Source organism: Caballeronia sp. SL1002, from assembly GCF_057814995.1.
The window spans coordinates 625,121-640,442 of the sequence record NZ_JBYMUW010000002.1; the positions used below are offsets into that span (position 1 = coordinate 625,121).

The 15,322-nt window shown below is 63.7% G+C and carries 17 protein-coding genes; 6 read left to right on the forward strand and 11 right to left on the reverse strand.

Going from position 1 to position 15,322, the window contains the following annotated elements; translation table 11 throughout:
- Positions 1-24 precede the first annotated feature (24 nt).
- The gene (locus AC3D25_RS05735; RefSeq protein WP_488887486.1) at positions 25-372 is read left to right on the forward strand and encodes a chemotaxis protein; all 348 of its coding nucleotides are present in this window, start codon (positions 25-27) and stop codon (positions 370-372) included.
- Positions 373-498: 126 nt separating this feature from the next.
- Complete coding sequence (locus tag AC3D25_RS05740; RefSeq protein ID WP_488887487.1) at positions 499-1,410, forward strand: YihY/virulence factor BrkB family protein; 912 nt, start codon at positions 499-501, stop codon at positions 1,408-1,410.
- A gap of 55 nt (positions 1,411-1,465) precedes the next feature.
- Here the strand turns inward: AC3D25_RS05740 and AC3D25_RS05745 are convergent, their stop codons facing one another.
- Entirely contained in the window at positions 1,466-2,974 is a 1,509-nt protein-coding gene (locus tag AC3D25_RS05745) for an RNA polymerase factor sigma-54 (RefSeq protein WP_488887488.1), read from the reverse strand.
- Positions 2,975-3,514: 540 nt separating this feature from the next.
- On the opposite strand from AC3D25_RS05745, the gene AC3D25_RS05750 reads away from it, so the two are divergent.
- Positions 3,515-3,856, forward strand: a complete 342-nt coding sequence (locus AC3D25_RS05750) for a BON domain-containing protein (protein WP_488887489.1) — start codon at positions 3,515-3,517, stop codon at positions 3,854-3,856.
- Positions 3,857-4,172: 316 nt separating this feature from the next.
- Here the strand turns inward: AC3D25_RS05750 and AC3D25_RS05755 are convergent, their stop codons facing one another.
- On the reverse strand, positions 4,173-4,625 hold the full coding sequence (locus tag AC3D25_RS05755; protein ID WP_488887490.1) for a PA2169 family four-helix-bundle protein: 453 nt from the start codon (positions 4,623-4,625) through the stop codon (positions 4,173-4,175).
- A gap of 278 nt (positions 4,626-4,903) precedes the next feature.
- On the opposite strand from AC3D25_RS05755, the gene AC3D25_RS05760 reads away from it, so the two are divergent.
- Positions 4,904-5,146 carry a hypothetical protein gene (locus AC3D25_RS05760; protein WP_488887491.1) on the forward strand — a complete coding sequence of 81 codons (243 nt, stop codon included), beginning with the start codon at positions 4,904-4,906 and terminating at the stop codon, positions 5,144-5,146.
- Positions 5,147-5,226: 80 nt separating this feature from the next.
- Here the strand turns inward: AC3D25_RS05760 and AC3D25_RS05765 are convergent, their stop codons facing one another.
- The 6 genes from AC3D25_RS05765 to AC3D25_RS05790 form a co-directional block, all read right to left on the reverse strand.
- On the reverse strand, positions 5,227-5,811 hold the full coding sequence (locus AC3D25_RS05765; protein WP_488887492.1) for a hypothetical protein: 585 nt from the start codon (positions 5,809-5,811) through the stop codon (positions 5,227-5,229).
- A gap of 85 nt (positions 5,812-5,896) precedes the next feature.
- Positions 5,897-6,253: a DUF1488 family protein gene (locus AC3D25_RS05770; RefSeq protein WP_488887493.1), complete on the reverse strand. Its 357-nt coding sequence runs from the start codon at positions 6,251-6,253 to the stop codon at positions 5,897-5,899.
- Positions 6,250-6,822 carry a DUF4142 domain-containing protein gene (locus tag AC3D25_RS05775; RefSeq protein WP_488887494.1) on the reverse strand — a complete coding sequence of 191 codons (573 nt, stop codon included), beginning with the start codon at positions 6,820-6,822 and terminating at the stop codon, positions 6,250-6,252. The genes AC3D25_RS05770 and AC3D25_RS05775 overlap by 4 nt, the downstream gene beginning before the upstream one ends.
- Positions 6,823-6,878: 56 nt before the next feature.
- Entirely contained in the window at positions 6,879-7,433 is a 555-nt protein-coding gene (locus AC3D25_RS05780) for a type 1 glutamine amidotransferase domain-containing protein (protein ID WP_488887495.1), read from the reverse strand.
- 154 nt (positions 7,434-7,587) lie between these two features.
- Complete coding sequence (locus tag AC3D25_RS05785) at positions 7,588-8,955, reverse strand: MFS transporter (protein WP_488887496.1); 1,368 nt, start codon at positions 8,953-8,955, stop codon at positions 7,588-7,590.
- 97 nt (positions 8,956-9,052) lie between these two features.
- Complete coding sequence (locus AC3D25_RS05790) at positions 9,053-9,556, reverse strand: YbhB/YbcL family Raf kinase inhibitor-like protein (protein ID WP_488887497.1); 504 nt, start codon at positions 9,554-9,556, stop codon at positions 9,053-9,055.
- A gap of 563 nt (positions 9,557-10,119) precedes the next feature.
- Between AC3D25_RS05790 and AC3D25_RS05795 the strand changes: the two genes are divergently transcribed.
- Positions 10,120-11,550: a sensor domain-containing diguanylate cyclase gene (locus AC3D25_RS05795; RefSeq protein ID WP_488887498.1), complete on the forward strand. Its 1,431-nt coding sequence runs from the start codon at positions 10,120-10,122 to the stop codon at positions 11,548-11,550.
- A 7-nt stretch (positions 11,551-11,557) separates the two neighbouring features.
- On the opposite strand, the gene AC3D25_RS05800 is transcribed toward AC3D25_RS05795, so the two are convergent.
- A complete protein-coding gene (locus tag AC3D25_RS05800) occupies positions 11,558-11,974 on the reverse strand; it encodes a hypothetical protein (protein WP_488887499.1) in 417 nt (138 codons plus the stop codon).
- A 137-nt stretch (positions 11,975-12,111) separates the two neighbouring features.
- Between AC3D25_RS05800 and AC3D25_RS05805 the strand changes: the two genes are divergently transcribed.
- The gene (locus AC3D25_RS05805; protein WP_488887500.1) at positions 12,112-12,840 is read left to right on the forward strand and encodes a TetR/AcrR family transcriptional regulator; all 729 of its coding nucleotides are present in this window, start codon (positions 12,112-12,114) and stop codon (positions 12,838-12,840) included.
- A 72-nt stretch (positions 12,841-12,912) separates the two neighbouring features.
- Here AC3D25_RS05805 and AC3D25_RS05810 read toward each other — a convergent pair whose 3' ends face one another.
- A complete protein-coding gene (locus AC3D25_RS05810) occupies positions 12,913-14,244 on the reverse strand; it encodes an MFS transporter (protein WP_488887501.1) in 1,332 nt (443 codons plus the stop codon).
- A 31-nt stretch (positions 14,245-14,275) separates the two neighbouring features.
- Positions 14,276-15,151: a shikimate dehydrogenase gene (locus AC3D25_RS05815; protein WP_488887502.1), complete on the reverse strand. Its 876-nt coding sequence runs from the start codon at positions 15,149-15,151 to the stop codon at positions 14,276-14,278.
- Positions 15,152-15,322: the final 171 nt, after the last annotated feature.

Genomic DNA, 15,322 nt, shown 5'->3' on the forward strand with positions numbered 1-15,322 from the left:
AATCACGTTTAAAGGAGATCGGCCATGAGTGGAAGTACGCTGAATCCGCCCGAAGAGGGCGGCGTGGAAGTGGGCAAGGGACACGGCACCGGCGCGCTGGGCCCGAGCGATTCGTCGGACAGCGGCTCGGACGTGCAGGGCGAAAAGCGTTATCCGGGCGAGATCGACGACGAACTCGACAACCATGCGCTCGGCCAGTCCGCAGCGGAACTGGACAGCGACACGGATCGCTACGGCACGGGCGAGGCGGCATCGGCGGATGGCGATAACAATCTCGAACCCGACGCCGACATCCTGCCCGACGAGGTGGAAGACGAAGCTCGCGCGATCAGCGACGAAACGCTCGATCCGGACGACGACGCAGCGGTCTAGATTAGCAGACGTAGCACGCGGCGCAGCGCTCACGGCCTGCGCCGTTTTTCATGCTGACGGCAATTCCCGGGCGCGCACGTTACCATCGGCCATTGCGCCTTTTTTTCGCCCGCCCTTGCCGACACGATGAATCCCGAGGTTTCTCCCCGTTCCACGCCGATCGCGCGCGGCCCCGCGTCGCGGCTTGGCGGCATCTGGTCCTGGATCGCCGATCCCATTCAGCAATGGATCCGCGATCACTGCCTGATGTTCTCCGCCGCGATCGCATTTTTCGCGGCGTTTTCGCTCGCGCCGACGCTTGTCATCATCATTTCGGTGGCGAGCATCTTCTTCGGCGCGGATGCCGTGCAGGGCCGTCTGTTCGGGGAAATCAGCGGCGTCGTGGGCGTCGATGCCGCGCGGGCGCTCGAATCGATCGTCGCGAACGCCTGGAAAACGGATATTGCCGGCAGCACCGCGATTCTGTCCGTCGCGGGCGTGCTGATCGGCGCGTCGGCCACGTTTTCGTCGCTGCATAGCGCGCTCAACGTGATCTGGCCGACGCCCGCCGTGAGCGCGCGCGAAAGTATCGTCGCCGTGTTGCGGGTCCGGCTGATCTCGTTCGGGCTGGTGGTCGGCTCGGGGTTGTTGATCGTCGCGTTGCTGCTGCTCGACGCGCTCGTCGTTCTGCTCGGGCAGCGCGCGCTCGGCGATGGTTTGCCATTCATGCTGGTCTCCGGCCTCGCGCAGCGCGCAATCACGCTCGGCATGCTCGTGCTGGCGTTTTCCGTGCTCCTCAAATACCTCCCCGAAGCGCGGATGCGCTGGCGCGACGCCGCGCTGGGCGCGCTCGCGGCGGCGTTGCTGTTCGAGGGCGGCAAGGGTCTGTTCGGTTTTTACATCCAGCACGCGGGCATGGTGAACACCTTTGGCGCGGCCGGATCGCTGGCGATCATTCTGCTGTGGCTCTATTACTCGGCGGCCGTGTTTCTCCTTGGCGCGGAACTCGCGGCGACAGCGGCGCGAAAGCGCACGCACCGGGAATCGGGCTGGCGCTGAATGTAAAAACGCCCTCGGATCCGAGGGCGTTTCGTATGCGAACTTTCAGAACGCTTCAACCCTGCCGACGCAATTCCGCCGGCGGGACTTTCATCAAGTGCCGGTATTTCGCCACGGTGCGCCGCGCGACGATCACGCCCTGATCGGCGAGCATTTTCGCGAGGCTCACGTCGGAGAGCGGATCGCGCGAGTTTTCGTTCGAGATCATTTCCTTCAGCAACGCACGCACAGCAGCGGCCGAACACGTTCCGCCGCTTTCCGTGCTGAGTTCGCGCGGAAAGAAGTGTTTGAATTCGAAGATGCCGCGCGGCGTCGCCATGTATTTGTTGCCCGTCGCGCGCGAGATGGTCGATTCGTGCAGTTCGAGTTCGTCGGCGACATCGCGCAACACGAGCGGCTTGAGCGCGATTTCGCCGTAATCGAAGAACGCTTTCTGATGCGACACGATGCACTCGGCCACGCGCTGAATGGTCGTGAAACGCTGCTGCGCGTTGCGGATCAACCAGCGCGCTTCCTGCAACTGCTGCGCGAGCGGCGAGCGGCTTGCGCCGGCCGATTGCGCGAACAACTCGGCGTACATGCGGTGAATGCGGGCGCGCGGAAGCACGGCGGGGTTGATCGTCACGACCCAGCTTTTCTTCACCTGACGCACGATCACATCCGGCACCACGTAATTGTCTTCCGTCTGGCCGTAATTCTCGCCCGGCTTCGGATCGAGCTTGCGCACGAGCGCGCAGGCAACGCGCAGTTCGTCCGCGCTGCAGCCGATCTTCTTCTGAAGTTCGGCCTGCTCGCGCCGCGCGAGCCGTTCGAGATGATGCGTGACGATTTCGAGCGCAACGTCGCGTCCCGGCGTTTCGACCGGCAGCGCTTCGAGTTGCAGCGACAGGCATTCGGAGAGATTGCGTGCGCCGACTCCGGGTTTATCGAGCGATTGCACAAGTTTCAGTGCGATATTCATTTCGTCGCTACTGATGGCGGGCTCGATATCGACGAGATCGGCGAGTTCGGCCATGTCCTGACGCAGATACCCGTCGTCGTCGAGCGCTTCGATAATCAGTTGCGCCACGGCGCGGTCGCGGTCGTTCAGCGGGTAGAGCCGCAGCGTGTCGTGCAGCGTTTCATGCAGCGACGGTTCGATGCGAACCCAGTCGGCCGGATCGGCGCCTTCGCCGTCGCCGTTGTTGCGCGACGCGCGGCCGAACGGATCGGACGAATACTCGTCCATGCCGCCCATCGAATCCTCGTGGGACGAGGAATCGGAATCGGACGTATCGGTGCTCTCGGACAGCGTGCTCGCGTTGTCGCCAGTGAGCGGCGCTTCCGCCGCGCCGTCGCCCGGTGCGGCAACCGATGTTTCGGTCATCGAACTGCCGTTGTCGTTCGAGAGCGCGTTGTCCTCGGTCTGCGACTCGTCGTATTCGAGGAAGGGATTCGTATCCAGCGCGTTGCGCAGTTCCTGCTGAAACTCCAGCGACGAAAGCTGCAAGAGCCGCACGGATTGCTGCAGACGCGGCGTGAGCGCGAGACTTTGCTTGGTGCGTAGTTCAAGGGAAGGCGGCATTGCGTGGTATTCCTCGATGTTCTTAACGGAACGGACATTCGTTGTGCGTCCTGAAAAGCAACAGGCGTGCCAGGCAATCGGAAAACCGCGCCGGATTTGAGTTGCAGCCGACCCGCAGCAGACTTCCCGCAGGTTTTTTAGCCGCGCCGCGCGTGGCTCTCTCCAGCAGTTTTCGGGCCGCGTCCCCGCCTGATCCACGCAGTTTTTACACGCCGCCCGACAAAAGCGCCGTCCGTATGCGCGCCTTCCCACCATCCGCGGCGACAGTTCCTGCAACGCGTTTCGGTATCCCAAGACAATTCCTGAACAGCCGCGGTTCCTTTTGTATAAGGGATTGCGCGCGGCTCGCCGCTTTTGCGCTTGCGCGGAATCGCGCCACCCGGCACGGTGCTTGCATAAGGGATAACGCTCGCTCAGGCGTTGCAAACCGTTGGGCAGTAGCAAAACAAGAAGCGCTCATAACAACGTCCATGCGGTGCTCGTCGCTGGAAAATCTCAGCGTGACTCGCATCTTTAAACCGAAGAGAAGGAGAAATATCTATGAAGACGACCCAATTCCTGAAGGCTGCCGGTGGTATCGCTTGCGTCGTGTTCGCGTTGAACGCGAGCGCTCAGGTGACTGCGGCATCCGCGCCGCCGGCAACGGAATCGTCGGTCGGCCAGAAGGTTGATGACTCGGCGATCACGACGAAGGTGAAGGCCGAACTGCTCGGCGCCAAGGAAGTGAAGTCCACGCACATCCACGTGAAGACGCACGGCGGCGTGGTTTCGCTGACCGGCACGGTGCCGTCGGCGGAAGACAAGACGGCGGCTGAGGATGTGGTGTCGAAGGTGTCCGGCGTGGCATCGGTTAAGAACCACCTGAAAATCGCCGCGAAGTAATGACGTGAAATCGTCCCGATGCGTCGGGACGATAAGCGGTAAAAGCCCGCGCGGGCCGCGACCGGACGTTTGTCCGGATGACGCGGACCCGCGCGGTTTTGCGTCTGGCGGCCGAATACGGCGTGCGATGCGCTCGCATAGCGCTCGCATAGCGCTCGCATATCGAGCGAAAGGGCGGCCGCAGCCAGGCTGACGCCTACAAATCCAGCCTGATTTTTTCGCCGCTTGCACGGTTGCGACACAGAAAAAGACACGACGTACCGGCGAAAAAAAGCGGGCGTGAAGCCCGCTTTCCCTGCGTCAAGCCACTACGCCATTACGACTTCGCAGCAGCGTACTGGTCGCGCAGATCGCGGATGCGATCGTGGTTCTGGATCACGCCCTGATACTGGCGTTCGACCACCGCGCGCACGTCGGCGGGCAGTTCCTTGTCGAGTGCATCGCGGTAGTTCTTCTTCGCGACGTCTTCACCGCGCTCGCATTCGGCGAGAATGCCGTGGTCGTCGCGACCCGTGACGGCTGACTTCACATCCACCCAGCCGCGATGCAGCGCGCCGCCCACCGTGCCGCCCGTTTCCGGCTTGCCGCCGAGTTGCTGCACGACGCCTTGAAGCTCGGTTGCGCCGCGTGCACAGTCATCGGCGCGGCCTTGGAACAGTTGCTTGAGTTGCGGATCGCGCGTGTCTTCGGCTGCCTTGCGGAAGCCCTTTTCACCGTCCTTCGACGTTTCGACGAGATCATTGAGTACCGATACGATATTCGTGCTCATGTATAGCTCCTTAATTATCGAAGTTTCCCCGCGACATGAAATCCGGCGGGGCGCGGTACGAGTTCTATCGCACGCGGCGTGCCTGCTGTGCGCGTCCTGCCGCTTGGCTCCAGATGCCGTAGAACTTGCCTGATCGGCGTGGGCATTTGATCTGGGATTCCAGCGAATTCAACGGGTTGCCGGAGCGGCATGCGGTTTGCTGAATGCCGTCGGGCGAAGCTGGGGCGTAATTGCCGCTGACAATAAAAGCCTGTAACGACGACAAACCGGAGAGCTGAATGACACTGAACACACGCGAACTGCTGGTATTCGTGGCGATCGTCACTTCGGCGATCGTGATGCAGATCCAACAGCACGCGCTCGAACACGACAGTGCAGAGACGCTGTCGATGCCCGCCGCGGCGCAACCAACCTGCGATCGCGATGAGACCGCTGCCACCCATGCGCGGCGGGTCCCGGCGACGTGTGCGGCGAGCAGTGCGCAACGCCCGGCGCGTCTGAACGGGCGTCTCTGGGTTTGATCGCGGCGTGCGTTGCGAAAAAAAGCCGCTCGGAATCGAGCGGCTTTTCTGTGTGCAAAGTAGGCGTTAGGAAGGAATCCTCAAGCACGGCGTTCCGCGTATTCGCCGACCGGCTGCGGCGCCTTGAGCGGGTCGAAGTCGCTCCAGCGGCCTTGCTGCCAGCGTCCCGATGCGCGCTCGATCTCGATCCCGCCCGCGTCGCGCAGAATGGCGGCGGCATCGGCCTGCGTGTCGGGCGATGCGTGGACGGCCACCATGACGCCGGAATGGCGCGCGTTTTCCTGGTTCGCGCTGGAGTGCGCGGAATTCGATTTCGAGCCGCGCGTGTGCGACATCGCGCCCGCGAGCGAGCCGATATACGCGCCGACGCCGGCCGCGACCGCCGACACCAGCATCGGCGCCTTGAACAGCGCGAAGATCACCGCACCCACAATCGCGCCGGCGACCGCGCCGATCGTCACGCCTTTACCCGCGCCTTTGGGACTGGCGGCCGCGCCCGCATCGGTGTGAACGTCGCCGCCGATCGGATAGCGCGCGTGCTGGCCGCCCGGATTCACGAAAAACAGCGTGACGTCTTCTTCGACGAAGCCGCGTGCGAACAGCCGCTGCGCGGCGGCTTCGGCGGCCGGAAACGTCGTGAAGCGGCCTGCGATGATGAGCGACATATTGCCTCCGTAGTCGGTGAATGTTGCGTGTTGCGTGGTTGCGCGAACTTCCGCTGCGGACAGCGAACAGTCAGCAAAAAGCCGCTTATTTCGGCTCCATGCCCGCGACGCGGAACAAGCCGCTGCGCAGCACGACCGGCTCGCCGCCGTTGTCGTCCAGCGCCTCGGCGCAGACCGCTTGGATTCGCGCACGACCTTTCTCGAACGCGGGCATCAGGTCGTCTTCGCGGGCGGAATGGGCGCCGAAATGGTCCTCCAGCGCTTCCGCGGTGATCGTGCAGACCACCGGCTCGCCGTCGACCAGCGCGGTGAAATGAATAGCGATGTCATGGCCGTCGAAAACGGGTAGATCGTCCGCAAAGGTGATGTGCATGGTCGAGTCCTCGTAGGCCGGCCGGTGGGTGGACGTGGGCGGCGCGCTCAGCGTGTTCAGCGTGTTCATGCGGCGGCGGCCCGGCTTTTCGCGAGTTGCTGCGCCATGCCGTAGTGATGTTTGATGATCGGCAGCGCCTTGGTCGCCGCGCCCTTCAGGAGCGCGTCGTTGCCGGCCTCGCTTTCCTTCTTGAATAATTCGACCGCCTTCTGGTGGCCTTCGACCGCGACTTTTTCAATATAGGCGTGGTCGAACGCGTCGCCATTGAGCGTTTCCAGATTGCCGATCACGGCCGAGTCCGCGCTCGGCGGCGCGGTAATGCCGTGGCGCTTCGCGACGATATCGAGATTGCGCGCGAGCTTGGTGTGATCGGCGATCATCCGTTCGGCAAAGCGCTTCACGTCCGGATTGTTCGATTTGGTCAGCGCGAGTTTGCTCGCGGCGATTTCGGTCGCGCCCGCCTGACCCGCGTCCTGCACGAATTGCTGATCGGCGGGAGAGAGCTTGTCGGACGGAGCGGTCTTCGGCGCGCCGGCGGATTCCGATGCGGGGGCTTCCGATGCAGCAAGCGCCGGTGCGGCGCTCGCGCCGAATATCAGCAGGGCGGCGCAGACGGCGGCGAAGGGCGTTTCGCGCATGCGTGACTCCTTGATGTCGAAGGGCGGCGTGAGCGGAAAGAAAGGCGACGCGCTGCTCAGGCCGCTTTCTTCTGCTCGCCGATCGCCTCGATCAGCGCCTGATTGAACGCCGGCAAATCGTCGGGCTTGCGGCTCGAAATCAGGTTGCCGTCGCGCTGCACTTCGCGATCCACCCACGTGCCGCCCGCGTTGCGAATATCGTCCTGCAGGCTCGGCCAGCTCGTGAGCGTCCTACCTTCGACGATACCCGCCGAGATCGGCAGCCAGCCGCCGTGGCAGATGATCGCGATCGGCTTTCCCGCTTCGTTTGCCTGCTTGACGAAGCCCTGCGCCTTCGCGTCGAGACGGATCGCGTCGCCGTTCACGACGCCGCCGGGGAGAACCACGGCGTCGTAATCGGCGGCTTTGGCTTGATCGAATGTAGTGTCTACCGCGACCTTGTCGGCTTTATCGACGTGTTTGAAACCCTGGATCTGGCCCGGCTTCTGCGAAATGACGTGAACGTCCGCGCCGGCTTCCTTGAGGGCGCGCTGCGGCTCGACGAGTTCGGCCTGTTCGAAGCCGTCCACGGCGAGGATCGCGACCTTGTAGCCATTGAGAGATTGCGCCATTTGACTCTCCTTTCCTGTGCTGATTCGTGCATCGAGACAGGTTCCGGCTAAGACTTGACGCGCGGAACCGCGTGTCATCGACGCAGCAAAGGATGTGCCCAGGGAAGGCGCGGCAATGACGGAAAAGGGACGTCGCGAGCGCAGGATCGGACGTTCACGCCGACGCCGTTTCCCCGCGCCGCGCGACACGCAGCACACTGACGACGGCCGCGAGCGCCGCAAAGCCGCCCGCCGCGACGAGCGTGTAAATCGCGCCGCGCTCGGGCGCGATGCCGAAGACCAGCGCGACGAGCGCCGCGCCGAGCGTCTGGCCGGACAGACGCGCGGTGCCGAGCATGCCGCTCGCGCCGCCGCTGCGGTGGCGCGGCGCGGCGGACAACATCTGGCGATTGTTCGGCGACTGGAACAGCCCGAAACCGAGGCCGCATAGCGCCATCCGCCATGCGATATCGAACGGTTCGGGATGCGCGCCGGTCGCAGCGAGCAGCAGAAGCCCGGCCGCGAGGATGGCAAGCCCGATTCCGCCGAGCATGCCCGCCGAATAACGGTCCGATAACGATCCCGCGAGCGGCGCAACGAACACGATCACGAGCGGCCACGGCGTCATCAGGAAACCGGTCTGGACCTGACTCATGCCGAAGCCGTTCTGAAGCAGGAACGGCAGCGAGACGAACGCGAGCATCTGCGCGGTGAACGAGCAGAACGACGTGGCGACGGAAAGCCCGAAAAGCGGAATCCGCAGCAGATCGACGGGCAGCAGCGGCGCGCTTTGCGTCAGTTGCCGGCGCACGAAGAAATAACCGACCACGCCCGCCACCACGAGTTGCACAACGACGTATCCATAGCGCTCGCCGTGTCCGAGACCGTCGAGGGCGATGATCGCGAGGCCGAAGAACACGGCATTCATCAGCGCGCTCAGGTAGTCGTAGGGCTGGCGGTGGCCGGGGTTGGTCGGCAAGGCGCGCGTCCCGAGGAGGAGCGCGGCGATGCCGATCGGCACGTTGATCGCGAAAAGCCACGGCCACGGCGCGATGGCGAGCACGCCGGACGCGATCGTCGGTCCGAGCACGGCGGAAATCGCGACGACCGACGCGTTGATGCTGACGCCGCGTCCGAGGTGCTCGGGCGGGTAGATCATCCGCACGAGCGCCGTGTTCACGCTCATGATTCCCGCCGCGCCGAAGCCTTGCACGACGCGCGCGAGCGTCAGCGTCGCGAGCGAGCCGGAAAGCGCACAGCCGAGCGACGCCAGCGTGAACAGCGCGAGCCCGGCCATATAGACCCGCCGGTAGCCGATGCGGTCGCCGAGCGCGGCAAGCGGCAAGAGCGAGATCGTGATGGTGAGCTGATAGGCGTTCACGACCCAGATCGACGCCGCGGGCGTGGCGTGCAGCGTGCGCGCGATGGTGGGCAGCGCGACGTTCGCGATCGCGCCGTCGAGCACAGCGAGCGTGATGCCGAGCGCGACGACGATGATCGCCCATAAGCGTTGCGGGAAGGGGAGACCTTGTTCGGCGGTCATCGGCTCGAGGTTGGATTGCGGATGGGTGACGAAACGAGAGCCGCGCGGTGCGGCGCGGCGGGCGCGGCGGGCGTGACGACGCCTGCCGCGCGAGAGCCTACTTGAGTTCGTAGAGTCCGGTGTAGGTCGCCGAATCGATTTCGTTCAGATGCGTCATGAAACGGGCGACGGCGTTCGTCGCGTTGGCATCGACAGGCAAGCGTTCAGCTTTCAGCGCGTGGATGCGGAAAATATAGCGATGCGGCTTGTCGCCGCGCGGCGGCGCGGCGCCACCGAAGCCGACCGTGCCGTAGTCGTTGCGCAGCTGCAGCGCGCCGGCGGGCAGCAGACTGCCGTCGGCTTTGCCCGCGTTACGCGGCAGCGAGCGGACATCGACTGGAATGTTCACCACGACCCAGTGCCAGAAGCCGCTGCCGGTGGGCGCGTCGGGATCGTAGACGGTGAGGGCGAGACTGAGCGCATCGGCGGGCGGCGCGTCCCATTGCAGCGCGGGGGACAGGTTTTCGCCCGCGACGCCGAAGGATTGCTGATCGAATTCCTGCGCCTTCGACATGTAACCGTTGGCCGGAAATTCGTCGGACCAGATTCTAAAGTCAGCCATGAGATTCTTTGCCTCCTTGAACGGGGATAAACGCGCTGGGGCGTGCAGCAAATGTGCCCGCAGGGATCTTTTTTGGTGGGTGTTGAGTTTAGCATCGGCCCTGTTTATGCTTTCGCGGGGTTTTAGGTTCGGTGGCGCTCGTTGTTGCTTTGGTTTCCTGGGCGCTTTCTGGGAACCTGCTTTCGTGTAGGTCTGTGAGCACGCCGATGTGTGCGGCAGCAGGTATTTTCTTTGGCTAGCTGCAAAGAAGGTAACCGAAGAAAGCCATACGGGAATCGGCGCCGTGGGGCGGCTTGGGGTGGGTTCCCCGAAAGCGCCCAGAAAACCAAAGCGACCCCGGGCGCCAGCAACCGTCGTTTGTTCGGTAAAACATACCCAAATTCAACACGCGATCTGTAAAACTGTCGCGTTAGAATATCGAGATACGCGAGAAGCGAGCAGCGAGAAGGAGCAACGGGGTGCAGACACGAACCAACAACCAGACTCACAACCCAAGCGACCGGACAACAAATCCAAAAACCGCAAGCGAGCCCCCGAGCGCCACCCCCTCCGATGACGCCGACATGTTCGAGCTTGCGCCCGTCTCGCTATGGCTGGAGGATTTCAGCGCCGTGCGAGCGCTCTTCGAGGACTGGCGTGCCGCTGGCATCACGGATATCAAGACGTATCTGCGCGAGGATTCACAACGCGTCGCCGCGTGCTCGTCGCGGATCCGCTTGCTCAAGGTGAACCGCCGCACGCTCGAACTCTTCGGCGCGGATTCGCTCGAGCACCTCATCGCGCATCTTGGCCAGGTGTTCCGCGACGACATGTTCGATACTCACGTCGACGAACTCGCGCAACTGTGGTCCGGCAAGACGCGCTTTGTCAGCCAGACGGTGAACTACACGCTCGACGGCCGCCGTCTCGACGTGCTGCTGAAAGCCGTCATCCTGCCCGGCCACGAAGCGCGCTGGGACCGCGTGCTGGTCACCGTCGAGGACATTACGGAGCTGGAGGACGTGCGGCGCCGCGCGGCGAACAGCGAGCTTTACGCGCGCGGTCTCTTCGAGCATTCGCCGGTGTCGCTGTGGGTGGAGGACTTCAGTTCGGTGAAAGCGTTGCTCGACGATCTGCGTGAACGCGGGATCGTGGATTTCCGGACGTTCACCAACGTGCATCCGGAGTTCATCGAGCGGTGCATGCAGGAAATTCACGTGCTCGATGTGAACCAGCACACGCTCAAGATGTTCGGGGCGCCAGACAAAACCGCGCTCCTCGCCCGGCTTTCAGACGTTTTCCGCGACGACATGCTGGCGCATTTTCAGGAGCAGTTGATCGACTTGTGGGAGAACCGGCTGTTCCATCAGCGCGAAGTGCTCAACTATTCGCTGGATGGCAACGAGCTCAACGTGCATCTGCAGTTCTCGGTGTTTCCGGGGCACGAGCGCACGTGGGATCTCGTGCTTGTCGCGCTCACCGACATCACCGCGCGCAAAAAAGCCGAGGCGTACCTCGAATTCCTCGGCAAGCACGACGCGCTGACCAAGCTGAAGAACCGCTCGTTTTATATCGACGAAATCAACCGGCTGGAACGCAAGGGTCCGTTCCCGGTGACGGCGATTGCCGTGGACGTGAACGGCCTCAAAACCGTCAACGATCAATTGGGCCACGCCGCCGGCGACGCGCTGTTGCGCCGCGCGGGCGAAGTGCTCGGCAAAGCGGTGGAAAAGCCGTTTCAGGCCGCGCGGATCGGCGGCGACGAGTTCGTCCTGCTCTTGCCCGGCGCCGACGAACGCGGCGGCGAAGCCGTCGTGGAAAGCATCCAGAAGCTGGTGGAACTGAACAATCAGTTCTATTCGGGCATGCCGCTCAGCTTTTCCATCGGCATGGCGACCGCGCGGGACGGCGAGCGGCTCGAAGCCATGTTGCAGCGCGCCGACGCCGCGATGTATGCCGAAAAGCGCGCGCATTACGGCGATGCAACACGCGATCGACGCGGCGAATCGCGGTGAAAAAGCGTTAGCGCGTGACTTCGTCGATACCGCGCACGAGCGCCGGGCACGCCTCGCCGATTTCCTTCGCGTACTCGGCGGGATCGCTCGTCTTGAGTTTCGCCAGCCGATCCACGGTGGATTGAGCTTCGGTATAGCCGAGTTTCCATTCGGCGTCGAAGTCGGGCGCGGCCGTGAAGTTCTTGCGCGCGGCGGTCTTGAAGCGCTCGATTTTCGCGTGGTCGATATGGCAGATATCCGCCGCGCCGCGCGCGATGTTGCCGCTCGTGCGCACGCCCTCGGCGGCGAGACTTTGCGGCGATTGCGTCTGAACGGGCGGGTGATCGGGCGGCAGGTCCGGTGTCTGCGCGGCGGCGCGGGAGCCTGCGAAACCGAGCGCGCACGCACTCAAAAGCGTGGCGAAAGCGGCATGGCGGAGAGTCATTCTGTTCCTTGTGGGTTGAGCGCGATTATAGCGAATACGCCTTGAAAATCAGGCTTGTCGTGAGTTCGCGCCTCGCCGGGCGCGCATTTGCCTCATGCTAGAATCGTCGCTCAACCGCCGCTTTTAAAACGAGAAAAATGAAAAAGGGAAGCAAGGCTGCATCGAAGGATTCCGCTACGGAAATCGCGAAGGACGCCGTGAAAGAGGCCGCGCCCGCGGGCGCCGAAACCGTCGCCACGACACGGCGCAAGTACGATCCGGAAGAGACCAAGCGCAACATTCTCGCTATCGCGACGCAGGAGTTTTCCGCGATGGGGCTGACCGGTGCGCGCGTCGATGCGATCGCGGAGCGTACCAACACCACCAAGCGCATGCTGTACTACTACTTCGGCAGCAAGGAAGGTCTCTACGAGGCCGTGCTGGAGCAAGTGTACGGCGACATCCGCGCGCTGGAGCAGGAACTCAATCTCGGCGAGAAAGATCCCGTCGAGGCGCTGCGCGAACTGGTCGAATTCACGTTCGATTATCACGACAAGCATCGCGATTTCGTGCGCCTCGTGACGATCGAGAACGTGCATCGCGCGAAATATATCGAGCAGTCGAAGACGTTCAAAAGCCGCAATTCGAGCGCCGTCAAAAGCATCGAGGACCTGATCGCGCGCGGTGTCGGGGCGGGCCAGTTTCGCGGCGACGTCGATCCGATCGACCTTCATCTGATGATCAGTTCATTGTGCTTTCATCGCGTCGCGAACCGTCATACCTTCGGCACGGCATTCGGCCGCGATCCGTCGAGCGCGCGCTCGCGCACGCGGCATCGCGACATGATCGTCGATGCGGTGCTGCGGTTCATGCGCCGCGACGACTGAACGCGGCATAAAAAAACGGCGGCCTTCCAAGAAGGCCGCCGTTTTGCATTGAAGGCACTGAAGCGCGCTGTATCAATCGAGCACGATGCGCTTGATATCGCCCACCACGAAGATATACGACAGCGCCCCAAGCAGCGCGATCGTGCCGATGAACGCCAGCGCGCCGACGAACGAGCCGGTCGCGGCCACGATGAAGCCGACCGCGAGCGGCGTCACGATGCCCGCCAGATTCGCCGCGAAGTTGAAGATGCCGCCGGTCACGCCGAGCAACCCTTCGGGCGCGATATCCGACACCAGCGTCCAGCCGAGCGCCGCCATGCCTTGCGCAAAGAACGCCACCGACAGAATCGCGATCACGACCGCGTTGCTTTCGACGTAGTTGGCAAGAACGATGGTCGAGGCGAGCAGGAGACCGGCGATGATCGGCAGCTTGCGCGCGACGTTCGCCGACTTGCCGCGACGCAGCAGCCAGTCCGACGCGAGGCCGCCGAACATCACGCCCACCGACGCCGCGATGAACGGCAGCACCGCGAAGAAGCCGATCTTGAGCCAGCCCATGTGGCGCTCGGTCGCGAGGTAGGTCGGGAACCACGTGAGGAAGAAGACGAGCGTCGAGTTGCCCGCGAACTGGCCGAAGCAGATGCCCGCGAGCTGACGCTTTTTCAGCAGCTTTCCGATGGTGCGCCATTCGAAGCGGCTTTTCGCCTTTGCATCGGCGGAGGTTTCCATCAGGCCGCCGCCTTGGGCGATGTACTCGAGTTCCGCTTCGTTCGCCCGCGAATCGCGCGGCTCGCGATAGAACAGCCACCACACGCCGCCGAACAGAATGCCCGCCGCGCCGACCACGTAGAAGAGCGAGCGCCAGCCGAACGCGCCCATCAACGCGAACAGGAGCGGGCTGAAGAACGCGAGGCCGATGTACTCGCCGACCGTGTAGGTGCCGGTCGCCATCGCGCGTTCGCTTTGCGGAAACCACGTCGCGACGACGCGGCTATTGGCCGGAAAGCAGGGCGCTTCCGCGACGCCGAGACCGAGCCGGCAGGCAAGCAGCGCGCCGATGCCCCCGACAAAACCTTGCAGCAGCGTGCAGACCGACCAGAACGTCATCGAGAGGTAGTACGTGAGCTTGCTGCCGAAGCGGTCGAGGAACAGGCCGCCGGGAATCTGCGCGGCCACGTAGGTCCACGAGAACGCCGAGAACATCACGCCCATCACGGCGGCGCTGATGCCGAGTTCCTTCGTCAACTGCGGCGCGGCGATGCCGAGCACCGTGCGGTCGAGATAGTTGATCATCGTGCCGACGGCGAGCAGCGCGAGTATGCCGAAGCGCGCGCGCGAACGGCGCGGTGCACGGCCTGTCGCGGTGGCGCGCGACGTGCCCTGAGTGGTCGAGGGTTGTGACATGGGGTCTCCTTTTGGTTGTTGTGACGTGCTTTCAGCGGCCGACGAGCGTCTGAAAATGCGCAAACATGCGTTCCGCGTCGGGTTCCCGTCCCGTGAAAATACGCATTGCATCGACGGCTTGCGCGACCGCCATGCCGCCGCCGCTCACCGTCCGGCAGCCGAGCGCGCGAGCGGTCTTCAGCAACTCGGTTTCCAGCGGAAAGTAGACGATCTCCGCGACCCACAGCTTCGGATGCAGAAACTCGGCCGGAAGCGGCAGGCCGGGCAGTTTAGCCATGCCGGTCGGCGTCGCGTGGATCAAGCCGTCGGCGGCGGCGAGCGTGTCGCGCAGATCGCCACCGCTTGTCACCTCGCGATCGGCAAAGCGCGCCTGCAATTCGGCGGCGAGCGCAGCGGCCCGGGAGGTGTCGGAGTCGAACAGGACGAGCGAGCGCGCGCCCATCGAAAGCGCCGCGTGCGCGACGGCCGCGCCCGCGCCCCCCGCGCCCAGTTGCACGACGCGGCCAAGCGGCGCATCGGGCAAGCCGCGCTGGAACGCGCGCGCGAAGCCCGACCAATCGGTGTTATGGCCGATCCGCTGGCCGTCGCGCAGCACCACGGTGTTCACGGCGCCGAGCGCGCGGGCGTCGTCGGAGAGCGCGTGAAGCAACGGGATCACACTTTGCTTGCACGGATATGTGATGTTCAGTCCGTCGTAACCCATGTGTTCGGCGGCTGTCAGCAAGTCCGGCAGCGCAACGGCTTCGAGGCCGAGCGCGGCGAGATCGATGCGGCGGTACACATAGTTGAGACCGAGGTGACGGCCTTCCTGTTCATGCATCGCGGGCGTGAGCGATCCGCCGATCCCCGAGCCGATCAGGCCGATCAGGTAGGAGGTCTTGGTTTGGTCGTGGGTCGTGGCGGGCATGGATCGGCAACCTTTCGCTTGGAAGATGAACGTTGGACAGGGCAGGGCGAGTTTTTGCCGCACTGCAACGGCGACCCGCAGTGTGCGTGAGCACGCGGCCGCTGTCCTTCGGGGTTTATCCCAATTTGTACCATCTAGTTAGTTTGCGCTAGACGGCGGATTGGTTTAGAT